At 46.6% G+C, this 15,248-nt stretch carries 12 protein-coding genes, 1 pseudogene and 1 riboswitch; of the genes and pseudogenes, 5 read left to right on the top strand and 8 right to left on the bottom strand.

The window, feature by feature from the left end; all coding sequences use genetic code 11:
• Positions 1–414: 414 nt before the first annotated feature.
• Positions 415–2,388: a PhoX family protein gene (locus tag DYD62_RS03465; RefSeq protein WP_233702866.1), complete on the top strand. Its 1,974-nt coding sequence runs from the start codon at positions 415–417 to the stop codon at positions 2,386–2,388.
• 57 nt (positions 2,389–2,445) lie between these two features.
• Here DYD62_RS03465 and DYD62_RS03460 read toward each other — a convergent pair whose 3' ends face one another.
• Both DYD62_RS03460 and DYD62_RS03455 read right to left on the bottom strand, forming a co-directional pair.
• Positions 2,446–3,036: a hypothetical protein gene (locus tag DYD62_RS03460; RefSeq protein WP_115226087.1), complete on the bottom strand. Its 591-nt coding sequence runs from the start codon at positions 3,034–3,036 to the stop codon at positions 2,446–2,448.
• A gap of 95 nt (positions 3,037–3,131) precedes the next feature.
• The gene (locus tag DYD62_RS03455) at positions 3,132–3,905 is read right to left on the bottom strand and encodes a hypothetical protein (protein ID WP_115226086.1); all 774 of its coding nucleotides are present in this window, start codon (positions 3,903–3,905) and stop codon (positions 3,132–3,134) included.
• A gap of 147 nt (positions 3,906–4,052) precedes the next feature.
• Here DYD62_RS03455 and DYD62_RS03450 point away from each other — a divergent pair, with 147 nt between their 5' ends.
• The 3 genes and pseudogenes from DYD62_RS03450 (at position 4,053) to DYD62_RS03440 (ending at position 6,534) form a co-directional block, all read left to right on the top strand.
• Positions 4,053–4,397: a YnfA family protein gene (locus DYD62_RS03450; RefSeq protein WP_207916288.1), complete on the top strand. Its 345-nt coding sequence runs from the start codon at positions 4,053–4,055 to the stop codon at positions 4,395–4,397.
• Positions 4,398–4,516: 119 nt separating this feature from the next.
• A pseudogene (gene aspA / locus DYD62_RS03445) lies at positions 4,517–5,931 on the top strand (aspartate ammonia-lyase).
• A 216-nt stretch (positions 5,932–6,147) separates the two neighbouring features.
• Positions 6,148–6,534 carry a VOC family protein gene (locus DYD62_RS03440; protein ID WP_115226085.1) on the top strand — a complete coding sequence of 129 codons (387 nt, stop codon included), beginning with the start codon at positions 6,148–6,150 and terminating at the stop codon, positions 6,532–6,534.
• 61 nt (positions 6,535–6,595) lie between these two features.
• On the opposite strand, the gene DYD62_RS03435 is transcribed toward DYD62_RS03440, so the two are convergent.
• Genes DYD62_RS03435 through DYD62_RS03425 form a run of 3 tightly spaced genes read right to left on the bottom strand, consistent with a single transcriptional unit; the run spans position 6,596 to position 8,603 of the window.
• A complete protein-coding gene (locus DYD62_RS03435) occupies positions 6,596–7,147 on the bottom strand; it encodes a P-loop NTPase family protein (protein WP_115226084.1) in 552 nt (183 codons plus the stop codon).
• Positions 7,148–7,167: 20 nt separating this feature from the next.
• Positions 7,168–7,764, bottom strand: a complete 597-nt coding sequence (locus DYD62_RS03430; RefSeq protein WP_115226083.1) for a cyclodeaminase/cyclohydrolase family protein — start codon at positions 7,762–7,764, stop codon at positions 7,168–7,170.
• The gene (locus DYD62_RS03425; RefSeq protein ID WP_115226082.1) at positions 7,761–8,603 is read right to left on the bottom strand and encodes a bifunctional 5,10-methylenetetrahydrofolate dehydrogenase/5,10-methenyltetrahydrofolate cyclohydrolase; all 843 of its coding nucleotides are present in this window, start codon (positions 8,601–8,603) and stop codon (positions 7,761–7,763) included. Before DYD62_RS03425 ends, DYD62_RS03430 begins: the two co-directional genes overlap by 4 nt.
• Positions 8,604–8,906: 303 nt before the next feature.
• Here DYD62_RS03425 and DYD62_RS03420 point away from each other — a divergent pair, with 303 nt between their 5' ends.
• Entirely contained in the window at positions 8,907–9,443 is a 537-nt protein-coding gene (locus tag DYD62_RS03420) for a DUF2087 domain-containing protein (RefSeq protein WP_115226081.1), read from the top strand.
• A 201-nt stretch (positions 9,444–9,644) separates the two neighbouring features.
• Here the strand turns inward: DYD62_RS03420 and DYD62_RS03415 are convergent, their stop codons facing one another.
• From DYD62_RS03415 to DYD62_RS03405, 3 genes are all read right to left on the bottom strand, one after another.
• Entirely contained in the window at positions 9,645–12,413 is a 2,769-nt protein-coding gene (locus DYD62_RS03415; RefSeq protein WP_132038606.1) for a M16 family metallopeptidase, read from the bottom strand.
• Between the two features lie 178 nt (positions 12,414–12,591).
• A complete protein-coding gene (locus DYD62_RS03410) occupies positions 12,592–13,992 on the bottom strand; it encodes an L-serine ammonia-lyase (RefSeq protein ID WP_115226079.1) in 1,401 nt (466 codons plus the stop codon).
• Between the two features lie 361 nt (positions 13,993–14,353).
• A riboswitch (glycine riboswitch) is annotated at positions 14,354–14,444 on the bottom strand.
• Positions 14,445–14,613: 169 nt separating this feature from the next.
• Positions 14,614–15,051, bottom strand: coding sequence for a nuclear transport factor 2 family protein (locus tag DYD62_RS03405; protein ID WP_115226078.1), 438 nt, complete (start codon positions 15,049–15,051; stop codon positions 14,614–14,616).
• Positions 15,052–15,248 lie beyond the last annotated feature (197 nt).

Below are 15,248 nucleotides of genomic sequence, written 5' to 3'. Positions count from 1 at the left end.
TCTATAAAACGCCTCTTCATCATAAAAATAAGCCGTTTTTAAAATATACCCCACCCCAAAAAACACATCGTTTACCAATAAAATCAACTTGCATACGCGCTTGCTTCAACGAGCATTAAGCGTTTTCAAAAATTCTGGCTTTTATTCAGGAAAAAACGTCTTATGTACTGCCATTCGCCTTCTCATTAAGAACATCACCTCATCAGCCAGACTGATTACGCAGTGCTTAATGTAGCTTACAAATACCCACGACATTTTCAAATTCATCCCCTAAGCAGTACGTGAAATCCCAAAGGGATATGTCATGAGCTTGTCATGTAAACACGTTAACTTACGCAGAATTAATGCCGCTAGTACTTAATCAGGCATTTAACAAGCACGATTTTGTGACCGGAATCTCTGAGGAGTTATAAATTGTTAGATGAAATGCAAGCTTCCCGCCGCCAAGCCTTAAAATTATTCTCCAGCATTCCACTTTTACCACTGGGTGGTGCTTCAGCCGCATCCGTACTCATGACCGCCTGTGGCGGAGACAGCGATACAACATCAGTCACTCCACCGGCCACAATCAGCTTTGAATCAGCCAGCTTCAGCAGCATGGCAGCCCCTGGCATTGCAGACCCCTACGCAATGGGCACGACCAGCGTTGGCTCCGCTCTGAATGTAAAACTTAGCGATGGCAGCACACAAAGCTTCAAGCTGGCTTACAAGCCTTTCTTTATCACAGGCGATTATGTTCCTGATGGTAAGGGCGGTTACAACCTGTCTGGCGGCTATGTTGATATCAACAACAAACCGATTATGGATACATCCGTAGTTGGCCTTGAAAGACAATTCTTCTCTGATTGTGCTGACGGTACATCACTGATTAACTTGGATAAAACAACAGTTGCCGGTATCAAGGGCAAAGCGGTGTTTGCGGTTGTTCAGTTTGAATACACCTCAAAAAACCAAGCCGGCCAAAGCATGTATGGCCAGCTGCCTTCCCCTATTGCTGTGCTGACGCTAGATCAAGATCAAGCCACAGGTAAGCTGACACTGGTTAAATACCACAATGTAGATACCTCAGCAGCGCACATGCTGTGGATCACCTGTGGCGCCAGCATGTCACCATGGAATACCCACCTTTCCAGCGAAGAATACGAGCCGGATGCTTTTACTGCTGCAACAGATGCGCAATTTAAAGGCTTCAGCAAAAATGTATTCGGCGATGAAACCAAAGCCAATCCTTATCACTACGGCCACCTGCCAGAAGTAACGGTTAACCCGGATGGTACTGGCTCGATCAAAAAACATTACTGCCTAGGCCGTATCTCGCACGAACTGATTCAAGTGATGCCGGATAACCGCACCGCTTTAATGGGTGACGATGCGACCAATAGCGGCTTGTTTATTTTTGTTGCAGATAAAGAAAAAGATCTGTCTTCAGGATCGCTGTATGTGGCTAAAGTCGGTACAGGTTTCTCTATCGACCCGGCAGCAGCCGGTGCCGCACTGACATGGATTAAGCTTGGCTCCGCCACCAGCGCTGAAATCGAAAAAATGGCTAACACCCTCAAGCCAAACGATATCATGACTGTTGTAAGCAAAGACCCTGCAGATGCAAGCTTCACCAAGATCTACAACGGCGGCAATGTTGAGTGGATTAAAATCAAGCCAGGCATGGAAAAAGCAGCGGCCTTCCTTGAAACCCACCGTTACGCCAGCTTTGTGGGTGCCAGCATGGTATTCACAAAGATGGAAGGCACCACCGTTAACGCGAAAGACAAGATTGCTTACTCAGCGCTGCAAAACATCCAGGCCTCAATGGTTAAGGGCGATAAAGCCAATAACCCAAATGACAGCGTTGCACTGGAAAAAGCATTAAAAGCAGGTGGCGTCATGGCGCACACCTTAACAGGCGGCCAAAAAGATTCAGCGGGTGCAGCCATCAACAGCGAATGGGTACCGGTAAAAACCAAAGCCCTGATCGTTGGTGAAGATATTGCAAAAGATGCATTGGGTAATACAGCCAATGCTGACAAGATTGCCAACCCAGACAATCTGAAATTCTCTGAAAAACTGCGCACCCTGTTTATTGGTGAAGACAGCGGACAGCACGTAAATAACTTTGTGTGGGCTTACAATATCGACACTAAAGTGCTTTCACGCCTGATCTCTATGCCAGCGGGTGCAGAAGCAACTGGCTTGGTCGTTGCCGATGATGTAAATGGCTGGACTTATATCATGAGCAACTTCCAACACCCGGGTGAATGGATTAGCTCAATGGACAAGGCCGCTATTGCAGCAGTTAACCCCATTGTTAACAGCAACTACAAAAACAAATTTGGTTGCGCTGTAGGTTACCTGACTGCTGAAGCAACAGGCATGAAGCTGTCTAAAGTTTAAATATTCAGCGTAAAAAAACAGCAAGTGGCGGCCATCCGCTGCTTGCTGTTTTTTTTGTTAAATTAATTCATAGACCGGCTTCAATGTAAGCAGCAAAGCAGCAAGTGCTGCGGCAATTTTACTATTCAACTCATCCAGATAGATGGCTTCAAAGGCAATATCCGTCCCCCGCATGCCTGCCTCCATAGCAACAGCTGCCTTTCGTGCTTTTTTATGATTGGCCTCCAGCGCTGTTAGGCGCTCTAGATTAGCGGCTGCATCAGGGTAATGATCTTTGGCCGCCCTAATCACAAAAGCATTTCCGCCACTGCCCTCACACTTATCGGCCTTTAATAATAAAGAAGCGCCAACCAACCGGTGCGACTTATCCACGATACCGGCAAAACGCATAGAAAAGTGCTCATCGTGATAGCGATAAATGTCGTATCCCTCTGCAGAATCAGCCGCTAAATCGCGAATAAAATCTGCCGCTCGCTTCAGATTACTCAGATCGTGCTCCAGCTCATACAGCTTTTCAAATTGCTTGGCGGCATAGCTTTCTTGTGGGCTGGCATAAAAACGCCCGCCTGCTTGCACCATTTTCAACATGCTTTGGTAAGAAACCCAAAAAGGACGTAAAGAAAGCAAGGCATTGTGCTCAGTTAACATAACTATTCCGCATTAATAAACCAATAAAGATTGCTATCAGAAAGCTTGCTGCGTGGGCCAGAGACACCCCCAGCTCACCCATAAAAATTTAACCATTAGGGAGCACTCTTTACCCACCCAATCTCCCGCGCCGTTTTTTCACCTATCAGCGTCCGGCCCAAATGATCAGGAATCACCGCCAGCACTTCGCTCACCGGCACACGCCCGCCCATCAGCTCGGCAAACCCTTGGGGGTAACGCGGCTGCTGATCCGGCTCGGCAAAGCCATCCGGATAAATGGGCATATTGGTGCTCAAATCATATTTATCGGTGGCATTCAGTGTATGCAGCAGCTCGTGGCCTGTAATCACCAAGTTTTGCCTAGCATAGGAGCGATCACCAAAAAGATTAATCCGCCCGATCCGCCCCTTATTCAGCGCAGTGGAATGGCTAAGCTGAGGGTGAGTAGCCGGATCGTAATAGAGTAAATACAGGCGAATATCCGGTGGCACGCTCACTTTAGGGCTGTTAGCCCATGCAAAATATCTGAATTTCAAGCTCCACAGCACCGTACTTAAAACACTGCCATCAGAGGGCGGCGCAGGCGGAATCGCTTTGACTTCTCCACCCAGCTGAAACTCAAATGGCCGGTGAACAGCCAGCTGATATTGCTTAGCCTCGGCCGCAAAATACTGGCTCAACGGCTCAAAATCATCCTTACTTAGCGTTTGCAAATAGGCACTCACCCTAGCACTGCCACTGACATTCACCGGGTATACCGCCACATATAAATTCTTTTTCCACTCCAGCGCGCCTTTATCCAGCCACATCCACTGAGCAACCTTGGCCAGAATCAGCAGCAAAATCACAACTCTTATTTTTTTCCACATAACAAACCTGTTTAAATAAAATCATAAATTTGAAAAAACAATAAAATCTTTTTTACCTACCATGCTGTTTTTTACGATGCTTTATTCAATACGGCAGTACAAACACTTCAGTATACTTTGAGCATTCCCGCCTATTATCTGCCCCCAATGAATCAATTTATTTTTGCACTAAAAACCCTCGGTCTTTTTACCGTCACGGCCATTGCAGAAATAGCAGGCTGCTACTTACCCTACCTGTGGCTGCGTAAGGGTGGATCGGTATTTTTATTACTGCCAGCAGCACTCAGCCTGATGATTTTTGTGTACTTACTGACACTACACCCTGCAGCAAGTGGCCGGGTTTATGCGGCTTACGGCGGTATTTATGTCAGTGTAGCGGTGCTCTGGCTATGGCAGGTAGACGGCATTATGCCCGATCGCTGGGATATGATTGGCAGCCTGATCAGCTTAACCGGCATGGCCGTCATTTTACTGGCCCCCAGAGCCAGCTAGCGAGCCAAGCGCCACCTTATACGTGATTTCACCTGCAGCCTAACGCGCAATATATTGCTTAACATCATCAAATTAAAAGCACTCACTGCTAATATCGTCCTTTGTGGAGGTTTTATCTGATGAAAAACGTTAGAATCGAGCACGATTTATTAGGCGAAAAAGAAGTTCCTTATGATGCTTACTATGGCATCCACACCCTGCGAGCCATAGAAAATTTCAAAATATCGCAAGCCAGAATCAGCGACAATCCCATTATGGTAAAAGCCTTGGCCAAAACAAAAAAGCCTGTGCTTTAGCCAATGGTGAAATTGGTACCATAGAAAAAAATATCGCAACCGCCATTGCTAAAGCCTGCGATGAGATCATCAATAAAAACCGCTGCCTGGATCAATTTCCCAGCGATGTATTTCAGGGCGGCGCAGGCACTTCGGTGAATATGAATGCCAATGAAGTGATTGCCAATTTAGCTTTAGAATTACAAGGCCACGGAAAAGGCGAATATCAGTATATTCACCCCAATGATCATGTTAATAAATGCCAATCCACCAATGATGCCTATCCAACTGCATTTAGAGTTGCCCTGTTTGATCATTTGCTGATTTTAATGCGGCATATGGAAACGCTACAGCAAGGCTTTATGGCGAAATCAATTGAATTTAAAGACGTGCTTAAAATGGGCCGCACCCAGCTACAAGATGCGGTGCCGATGTCTTTAGGCCAAGAATTCCATGCCTTTGCGACATTAATCAAAGAAGATATCCGCCTAATTGGGCAAATTAAAAATCTATTGCTCGAAATTAATCTGGGTGCTACGGCCATTGGCACAGGGATTAACGCACCTGCTGAATACCGCGAAATTGCAGTAAAAAAACTCTGCGAAATCACCGGCCACGCTTTTACTTCATCTGAAGATTTAATTGAGGCCACTTCAGATTGTGGCGCTTATGTCATGGTTTCAAGCGCATTAAAACGCACTGCCACCAAATTATCGATGATATGCAATGATTTACGCCTTTTATCATCCGGCCCTCGGGCGGGTTTAAAAGAAATTAATCTACCTGAATTACAAGCAGGCTCTAGCATTATGCCCGCCAAAGTCAACCCCGTGATGCCAGAAGTGGTGAATCAGGTTTGCTTTAAAGTAATCGGCAATGATTTAACCATTACCCTGGCAGCAGAAGCAGGACAATTGCAACTCAATGTAATGGAGCCGGTGATTGCATCGTCTTTATTTGAATCCATCCATTTACTGCAAAACGCCATGCTGGGGCTCAAAGAGAAATGTATCGATGGCATTAGCGCCAACGCAGAAACCTGCCGCCGCAATGTGCTAAATAGCATCGCCATTGTCACCTACCTAGACCCCGTCCTAGGCCATGCTAAATGCGATGAAATTGGCAAAATTTGCGCGCAAACTGGGCAAACCGTGATGGAAGTATGCTTAGAGAAAAAGCTACTTAGCCAGGCGCAATTAAATGATATTTTTTCAAATGAAAACCTGCTTAATCCACAGTATTTGGGCAAACGTTATTAATCCTCTCAGGCATTAAGACAAAAGCCTGCTTAAAAACCCCAATTCTGTAAATCGGAATTGGGGTTTATTTTTACAAGCGGCACAAGCCGCCACACTGTGGATGTGCGCAAAACAAACACAAAACAGAACGATCGTTCTGTTTTAATTGGCGACCCGATTTATCCATGCCATACTCCAAAATACATCTTTGATTAATCATTATGTAAGGAGTAAGTCATGCAAAACTATATCACTTTGGGTGCCAACGATCATGCAGCATCGTGCATGTTTTACGATGCGGTATTAGCCACCATTGATTGGCACTCCCATATAAACTTCCCCGGCTGGAAGGCCTACTCTAGCGAAGGGCAAGGCGAAGGTTTAATTGTTTGGGTAGCCAAGCCATTTAACGCAGAGCCTGCCACAGCAGGCAATGGTGCGATGGTTGGCTTTGCAGCCCGCTCGCACGAACAAGTCGATGCATTTTATTTGGCAGCCCTTGCCAACGGCGGAACAGATGAAGGCGCCCCCGGCCCGCGGCCTTACGGCCCCAACTGGTATGCAGCCTATGTGCGTGACCCGGTGGGTAATAAACTTGGCATTGTCTGCACAGAAGCAGCCTGAGTTTGCCAAAGCACCGCAGGCACGAACCGCATGGCGTTTCCTGCCTGTCTAAAAACACCAATCAGAGAGAGCCCTGCTTTTTTAAACCCTCAAGATAAGACTCAAGCGCTGCAGGCGTTTTAAACCGCAGCACATGCAAATGACAATAGGCTGGATCTGCAATCATTTCTGCATATTGTTTTTTTCTTAAGGCATAGGTTTGCCAAGCCCATAGAATAATAGAGTCCTTACTGAAAAAATTATTCTTTAACGTTTCGGTATTGCCTGCCCATAATTTTTCTTTTTTAATCCCCCGCAATAATGAACGTTTAATGACCCGCCACATCACAGTAAATAATGAATAATCCAGCCAGATCAATTGCCGGGCATTTCCCCAGCTTAAATCTTTTACTTCAAGATAATTGCCATTCATCACCCAAGCAGAATGGCTATTAATGGCGTTTTCCACCCTGTCCCTAAAAAGTGACGCACCCACTGGCGTCCAATTCGCCTGCCAATATAAAGCATCTAATTCAATATCAGCCAGCTGCAAACGCCTTGCTAAATCTCTAGCCAGCGTGCTTTTACCAGAGCCACTGGTACCAATAATTAATATTTTAGAATGTAAATTCACAGCCCATTACCTTTAGTTAATTAAACCAAGGCAGCCAGCAAGGCCTGGCTCTGCGTCTGTGCTTTTAATACGGAAGCCTTTAAATCCGGATATACAGATTGAATATCAGATAAATTAGCATTGGCGTTTTCTATTGCAACCGCAATCATGGAAAACACGAGGTGAGCACCGGCAACAATATCAGCCACGATGGATAATTTGATATCCGGCTTAATCTCACAACAAAGCTGCAAAATATCATTCCCCATAGCCGAAATTACAATTCCCAATTGGGTAGCCGATACCGCGGCTTGTTCAATACTTTTTAAGCGTAAAGTTTGCTCTGCCCCGGTCGATTCAGGCAACTTATACGCGGCTAGAAATTGAAAAAAAACTTCCGCATCTTGCTGCGCATAATCTAGACATTGCCCGGCATAGCCCAGCAAACGCTCTTCAGCCTCTTGCAATATGGCTAATCCAGGTTTGGATTTTAATGTGATCCGAATCGCCTTTAATAATAAGGCAACCCCCAGATTGGCAGATACGCAGGCCACGCATCCCCCACCTGGCACAGCATCTGTTGAAGCTGCTGTTTTAAATAACTCAGCTAATGAATCGGGTAATAGATATGCACTCATTGCAGATCAACCGCCTTGATTAAATTTGCAAAAATCATAGCATTAGTCACTGCGCCCACCCCCTTAGGCACAGGCGTAACAAATACACCCAGATCAGATAATTCTGCACTATTTACATCGCCCGAAGTTTTGCCATCGACAAATGAAATACCACAATCAATCACAATTTGCCCTGCTTTAAACCATTCACTTTTTACCGTACCGGCCATGCCAATCGCCGTCATCACAATATCACTTTGTGCAATCGCCATTTCAATATCAATCGCAGCTGTTTTTGAATGACACACCGTCACCGTTGCATTGCGATTAATCAGCATTTCTAGTAATGGCCGGCCCACCGTCCTGCCCCGGCCTAAAATACATACTTTTTTTCCTGAAATAGCACTCAGCGATTCAAGAATATATAAAGCCGCAGCGGGTGTAGCCGGAGCAATAGCACTTTGCTCATGATTAGCAAATATGGCACTGGTATTTTTAGAACCCAAACCATCAATATCTTTATATTGCGCAATTTCATTGAGCAATAGATCAGAATCAAGATGGGCAAAAACAGGCAAACCAATCACAATGCCATGCACATTTTCATCCCTATTTAATTGCCGTATTTTTTCTAGGACCGTATCAATGCTTGAATCATGATCAAAGATAAATGATTCATATAAAATCCCCAGCTCAGCAGCTTGCCTTTTTTTAGTCTCTGCATAAGATAAAACACCCGCATTTGATGTGGCCAAAATTTCACAGAGTTTAGGTGCAATACCACGCTGATTTAATTCTTTAACCGCTTGAAGATTATAATCATTCAGTTTTTTTGCGAGAGCAAGACAATCAATAATCATTATTTATCCCTAAAGCGAGGCCCTGAATGCGCGAAGTCTAAGTCTATGCCTGGGTCAAACACAAGAGCGTTGTCATAAAACCCACCTGATACTTACTCCTGCTTGAATTAAAACCCAACTCTGGTATATGATCCACAGCAGGTCTGCAGCTCACCTAGGCGTCGCCGGTTTATTTAAACCACGCTAAACCTGCCATGGCGAATTAAATCATTGCATCAAAGCTTGGCCCCGAACCCTAGTGCCAAGCCGTAACGGCGACCAGCGGCAGTCTTTTCAGACTCAGGCACGACAGGAGATTCGACCATGTCGCGCACCACGTATCCTTTTTATACTTCCGATATTTCTGCCCTTGCCCGCTCGCTCAAACAGCAATGGGCACTTGAGCCTGCCGCCCCCAGCCACTTACAGCTGCTGAATATGTTGGCGCGCGCTGCTGGTTTTAGTAATTTTCAGCACTTACGTGCAGCGGCAGAAACACCTACCCCAGCGGCAAGCAGTACCTTCTCCCCGCTGACAAAACGCCTGCTTAGGCATTTTAATGATCAGGGGCGTTTAATACGCTGGCCTACCAAGTTTTCCGAGCAACTGCCCTGCATCTGGCCGATCTGGGCCTGCATTCCCGCCCAACTAGAAATGAGCGAAAAAGCCGCTAATGAGTGGATTAAAAGCGCAGAAGCCATTGGCGATCATGTGCTGCTGCGCCGCGAGCTAGTCAATTACAAGCTGATCACCCGCACGCCAGATTGCCGTGTTTATCAAAGGCTGGAGCAAGATGTGCCGGAGGAGTTTTTGGAATTGATGGCGGAGATTGAGCGCCGTAAGATGGCCGTCGGCACTTAATCGTACCGATCAAAAGCACACCTTGAAATACAACAACAGGTTTCGCAGGGAGCACAACGATGAAGTCCTTGTGCTCCAAAGCGGTGTGCAAGAAAAACGACTTGCACACTCTATAAAAACTGCAGCCCTTTGTAGGCTAGGTGCAAGCCGCGTTTGCACCTAGCCTACAAAAAACATTTCCTTACGTTAATGAAATCCCCCCTAATCCCCAGCCAAAGGCGTTAAATCTGCAGTATTCTGGCAATTAAAATTGCCCACAGCCCAATAATTTTGGCCCAACCAGCTTCTGGCGTATTGATGAATATATTCAGGAGTGAAGTTAGCAAAATCAGCTGCGCTGCCTTTTACTGATCCATCAATTAACCAATACCAAGATAAAGCTTCGGCATTTTGTATGGGTTTATTTCTGCGTTCTTGCTGTGCTTTAAGTAAAATGGCACGCACATTATTTACTTCATTCATTGTTGGTGCTTCATTACGCAAACGGGCAATTTCAGCAACGGTGATTTTGGCGGCCTGATCACATTGTTTAATATCGGTTTGATAAACCACGGACAATAGCAAACCTTGCCACGCCGTCAGCTCAAAATTGCTATACACCCCATATGTTTCCCCGGTGTTTTCACGTAATGCCTGCCATAAACGCTGTTGCACAAGCTGGCTTAAGAAACGAGCCACGCCCTCGCCGCCCGAGTTAGCAGGCAACGGCACATAAGCATGCCAAAAACGCATCGACAAAGGTTGCGGAATCATTTGATGAATTTCATTGCCTCGCCCATGGGCTAATGGCTCTGGCTTAAATACCGCCACCTCTTTAGTTGGCAAGCTTGCGATGTACTGCTCAATTAAATCCTTATTAGGCTTGTTATTCATTACCCCACTTAGCACAAAACGAAATGCGCGCGGATTGCCAAATAAGGTATTTCTTGCCTCAATAAGCTCACTTAATGAGGCATCAAAATTATAATTTTGCCAATAAGCAGGATAAGGCCATAGCGCACCATAATGCTTTTCGTTTAAGCCGGTATATAAAGAATTTGCATTGCTCACCATCAATTGATAAGCCAAATCCTTGCTTAGCGTAGCTGCCGCCTTATCGTCTCTTGTTGCTGTCCAAGCTAGGTATTGTAATTGCAGCAGGGTTTCGATATCTGCGGCATCCACCTCACCCGCAAGGCCCTGCTGATCAGCATATACAAAGGGGTAAAACTTTAATTCGGTCTGTGACGATAATCTTTGCTTTAATTCGCTACCGCTAAACTCGCCCAATCCAGCCTGATTTAAATACTGCACCAGTGTTAACCCCGCTGGATACAGCTTTTTAGTCAGCGCCGCCATACCACCGGCAGCTCGGGCAGAAAAACCGACTCGATCTCCACTGCCTTTAGGCGGTGTGATCAACACCTCGATGCCATTACTTAATTTAAATAAAGTGCCCTCGGTCGTCGGCTCATCCTGCTCCGATACAATTTTCCCTGGCTGCGGCGGATGAGCAAGCAGTGGCTTATTATTTACTTCCTGAGCGATATTTTCCAATGGCTCGGCTCGCACCGCATCAACAATATTCTGTGCCGTCTTCTCAAAAAACATCGAATAGCTGCTGACTGCAGGTGGCAATAAAATTGTAGCAACTTGATCTGGCGACAATAACAAACGCTTTAGCTCATCTTGTAAAACGCCTGAAGTAGTAGCAGCAAAGAATATTTTAAGCTGCTGAAACATGCCAAATGAATCTCTGGCTGTTTCACCAAATTGCGCGTGCTTCTGCAAGCGACCAATCCAATCACTATGACTTGAGACACTGGACTGATTTTTTCGATAAATCTCGAAACTGTGAGCAAGCTCCTGCTGGCTGAAACCAAACCGTTTAGCCCTTTCCAGCTCGCGATACAAGGCCTGCAGCGCCTCTTTCATTTGCTTATCTTTAACCGACACTGACAAGGTAAACTCGATTTGCCGAGTCGGTAAACTGACACCATGCCCATTAAAATAACTGGCATCGACAAAAGGGCTGCCATCTTTTCGAGCTTGTACACTCAGGCGCTGTTGCAATAAGGTGCCCAACATACCGCGTTTAAAGTTGTTAAACGCTGCATCTGCATCATTCATTGATTCCGCAGGCAAAGCCCAGCCCCATATTGCTTGTGGATGAGCAATTCCCGGTACATTTCGATGGCTAAAAAAACGCAAACCACTGGCTGCAGCTGGATGGGCATAGCCTATGGGCGCAGTGCCTTTTTCTATACCAGCAAACAGCGTCTTGATTTTATCCTCGGCCTCTTGCGGCTGAAAATCACCCGCAATCAGCAGGGTCATGCGCTGCGCTTGGTATTCGCGCTTATAAAACGCTTTTACTTTTTCGAGCGGGATATTTTTTACAATATCGGCATCCCCAATGGCCAAACGCTTTGAATATTGCGGCTCATTGGGATAAATACCTTGCAGCAAAGACTGATAAAAATCAGCCCATGACTGACGCAAACGCCCCTCATCCAGCACCACTTCCCGCTCTAGTGCTAATTCAGCGGCATCCATTTCGATACCATTCGCCCAATCGGCCAGCAGTTGCAAAGCCTGTGGCAGCGCTTCCCGAGTCACGCTTATTTGGTAGTTAGTCCACTCATGAAAGGTAAACGCATTGATATCCCCGCCTAAGCTCATCCCCTGGCTTTCTAAAAAAGCTTTAAGCGCCCCCGGCCCAAAATGTTTAGTCCGCCGAAATGCCATATGCTCCAGCAAATGCGCCACGCCACGCTCATCATCCGCTTCGCTGAGTGAACCCACATTTACTAATAGACGCAATTCAACTTTTTCCGCTGGCTCGGCATTGCGTTTTATATAGTAATTCAAGCCATTAGCCAGCTGCCCATGGCGAACATCTGTAGGCAATAAGGGAAGAATTTCCGGCTTAGTCTCTGCCGCCTGCACATTGCTCATTAAAACAAGCAGCAAGCAAAATAATATTTTCACAATAACCGCCACAATCTTTCAAAGATTGCAAATCTTACGGCAGGATGTGTCAATAATCAATTGGCATTAAATATTTAATATTGGCGAGCAAATTTATGCAGGCCAAGCAAATACCAATGAAGCAAGCAGGCACAAAAAAACGGCGGGGGTAGCCGCCGTTTTCTACACCTTCAAAAAATCAGCACTCCACAATATTCACCGGCACTTCAATCACATTGATGGCCAGACCACCACGGGCGGTTTCTTTGTATTTGGTATTCATATCGCGGCCGGTATCGCGCATGGTTTTGATCACTCGATCGAGTGATACAAAGTGCTGACCATCGCCGCGCAGCGCCATACGTGCGGCGTTAATTGCTTTGATCGATGCCATGGCGTTGCGCTCAATACATGGCACTTGCACGAGGCCCCCAACCGGATCGCAAGTGAGGCCCAAATTATGCTCCATGCCAATTTCTGCGGCGTTTTCCACCTGCTCAGGCGTGCCTCCCAATACTTCGGCTAAAGCCCCTGCTGCCATCGAGCAAGCCGACCCCACTTCACCCTGACAACCGACTTCCGCACCAGAAATAGAAGCATTTAGCTTAAATAAGATACCAATTGCACCTGCAGTCAGAAAGAAACGCACAATGCCGTCGTCAGTTGGATTCGGTGTAAAGCGGGCGTAATAGTGCATCACGGCGGGGATAATGCCAGCTGCGCCATTGGTAGGCGCAGTCACTACTCGGCCACCACCAGCGTTTTCTTCATTAACCGCCAATGCGTATAAATTCACCCAATCGAGCACGGTGAGCGGGTCCCGCAGCGCGGCCTCTGGGGAGGCCAGCAGTTTTTGATACATATCGGCAGCACGGCGTTTTACTTTTAAGCCGCCGGGTAAAGTGCCTTCCCGCTCGCAGCCGCGTTTGACACAGGCTTGCATCACCGACCAAATTTCCAGCAAGCCTGCGCGGATTTCATCTTCGGTGCGCCAGGCCAGCTCGTTTTCTAGCATGATCTGGCTGATGGTTTTACCGTGGCGCTCGCACAGCGCCAATAGCTCGGCCCCGCTTTTAAACGGATGCTTCAGCTCGGTCACGCCTGGCGGATTAAAGCCCGCATCCACGGCAGCCTCATCCACCACAAACCCCCCGCCTACCGAGTAATAAGCACGCTTGGAGATGCTCTCACCAGCGGCATCAAAGGCTTCAAAAATCATGCCGTTCGGATGAAAAGGCAGGGTTTTACGTTTATGCAGAATAAGGTGCTCGGCCTCAATAAAGGGGATATCGTGCTTGCCAAGCAGATTTAATTTTCGGCCTTCACGAATCGCCGCAACCATCCCATCTACCTTATCGGTATCCACTAGCCGGGGTGACTCGCCCTGCAAACCCAGTAACACGGCGATATCAGAGCCGTGGCCTTTACCTGTTGCACCCAGGGAGCCAAATAACTCGCTTTTTACTTTTGCGACTTTATCAAGAATGCCGTCTTTCTCTAAACGACGGGCAAAAGTGCGCGCAGCCCGCATTGGGCCAACGGTATGCGAGCTGGATGGGCCAAGGCCGATCTTAAATAAATCAAAAACGCTGATTGCCATTTTGTGTATCCCGGATATTGCCTGCTGCTGCACTGAGCATTTGCCCATTTGCAGCGCGGCTATTGTTGATATGTATAGTTAGATAGATTGTTTTTACAGAATATCGTTCAGCACAAGCACCAAATAAGGGGCCTGTTGCCTGTATTGTTTCAGATGACATATTGAAAGCGCGCAGCTTACAAAGGTTAAGTGGCAAAGCGGCACGCGTGAGCAGGGCAAACAAAGATGACCGTGCCCGCTCAGCAGTGTCCGAGCTATGCCCCTCTGTCCTTTTGCCTGAGAGATTGCGGCAGATGCAGTGCACCAGCCATGCTTCTTCGGCGAGGCGGCGGCAAAAACCGCGCCTTCTCTCCAGATTACCAACGCCATCACAGTTCTTTTGCCTGAGAGTTTCCGGGGCGATTCCCCTTCGGCGCTGCATTTGTAAAAGCAGTCTCTCCTGCAATGGCTGCGGCCAATCTAGCAAAAAACCCAACTTGGCCACAAGGCTGGGCCAATCTATTGAAGCCTGCACCGGCTGTCAATTCATGATTAGCCCTGGATTTCAATAAAAACCCCCAAGCGAATAAAGAACTTGGGGTTTTTTAATTAAAGCACAACAAAAAAGACAGCTTAAATCATTTAAAACATGCCGTTGCCATTAACATCTTTCTCTGGCACAGCCTGAATCACATCCCAATGCTCGGTGATTTTTCCCTTTTTAACCCGGAAAATATCCACCACTGCCACACCGCGCTCACCGGCTTTATCTTGTGAATGTACATGCAGCATGACCAAATCACCTTCAGCAATCACACGTTTAATGGTGGCGCGCGATTGGGGTGAATTGGTTTTCAGATAGCGGATAAAATCTTGTAAAGGCTGCACACCGTTGGCGACTTCTGGATTATGTTGAATATAATCTTTAGCAATAAAGGGCAAAACCCCTTCAGCATCCAGCTTATTAAATGCAATATCGTAAAACTTCAGTACCAGCGCCTTGTTTTTTTCTTCCTTAGGCCCGGCAATCGCCGTCGCCGCCAATAAGCCCAAGATAATGGTGATTAGTAATTTTTTCATTTTTAATATCCTTTAGCTGCATATTTAAGTAAAAAGCAAAAAATGAAGAGTCCCTGCCCTACAAACTATAGCTATTCCTTTAAAACATCACGCTCTATCACGCAGCTACGGTAGCAAAAATCAAGCGCCCATAGCCAGTACCCCTATCACCTTACAGACTAGAAAATAAGACAATCAGTCATCACGCAATCTGCCCC

Origin of the sequence: Iodobacter fluviatilis (assembly GCF_900451195.1) — a bacterium.
Classification (GTDB): Bacteria; Pseudomonadota; Gammaproteobacteria; order Burkholderiales; family Chitinibacteraceae; genus Iodobacter; species Iodobacter fluviatilis.
This window is presented reverse-complemented; position numbering and strand designations above follow the sequence as displayed.

What these genes read in the sequence shown, in the direction of transcription:
- DYD62_RS03440 (WP_115226085.1), top strand. Translation starts at nt 6,148, where the DNA reads ATGCAAAACTATATCACTTTGGGTGCCAACGATCATGCAGCATCGTGC.
- DYD62_RS03450 (WP_207916288.1), top strand. Translation starts at nt 4,053, where the DNA reads ATGAATCAATTTATTTTTGCACTAAAAACCCTCGGTCTTTTTACCGTC.
- DYD62_RS03410 (WP_115226079.1), bottom strand. Translation starts at nt 13,992, where the DNA reads ATGGCAATCAGCGTTTTTGATTTATTTAAGATCGGCCTTGGCCCATCC.
- DYD62_RS03425 (WP_115226082.1), bottom strand. Translation starts at nt 8,603, where the DNA reads ATGATTATTGATTGTCTTGCTCTCGCAAAAAAACTGAATGATTATAAT.
- DYD62_RS03460 (WP_115226087.1), bottom strand. Translation starts at nt 3,036, where the DNA reads ATGTTAACTGAGCACAATGCCTTGCTTTCTTTACGTCCTTTTTGGGTT.
- DYD62_RS03430 (WP_115226083.1), bottom strand. Translation starts at nt 7,764, where the DNA reads ATGAGTGCATATCTATTACCCGATTCATTAGCTGAGTTATTTAAAACA.
- DYD62_RS03420 (WP_115226081.1), top strand. Translation starts at nt 8,907, where the DNA reads ATGTCGCGCACCACGTATCCTTTTTATACTTCCGATATTTCTGCCCTT.
- DYD62_RS03455 (WP_115226086.1), bottom strand. Translation starts at nt 3,905, where the DNA reads ATGTGGAAAAAAATAAGAGTTGTGATTTTGCTGCTGATTCTGGCCAAG.
- DYD62_RS03405 (WP_115226078.1), bottom strand. Translation starts at nt 15,051, where the DNA reads ATGAAAAAATTACTAATCACCATTATCTTGGGCTTATTGGCGGCGACG.